This window comes from Paenibacillus sp. FSL R7-269 (genome assembly GCF_000517865.1).
GTDB lineage: Bacteria > Bacillota > Bacilli > Paenibacillales > Paenibacillaceae > Paenibacillus_AQ.
On sequence record NZ_ASPS01000152.1, the window covers coordinates 1 to 211 of the forward strand.

The window sequence follows — 211 nt, forward strand, 5'->3', positions numbered from 1 at the left end:
AGCAATGCATGGAGCTGACCAATACTAATCGGTCGAGGGCTTATCCAAATTTCTATCACGCAGATTCGTTTCGGATTCAGTTTTCAGGAATCAAATTCCTGAAGCATTTACGCTGTAAATGCCCGTTTGGTGGCGATAGCGGAGGGGTTCCACACGTACCCATCCCGAACACGACCGTTAAGCCCTCCAGCGCCGATGGTACTTGGACCGA

General features: G+C 50.2%; 1 rRNA gene. It reads left to right on the forward strand.

Features of this window, described 5'->3' with window-relative positions:
• Window positions 1–125: 125 nt before the first annotated feature.
• Window positions 126–211, forward strand: a 5S ribosomal RNA gene (gene rrf, locus C162_RS33905); the annotation flags it as partial.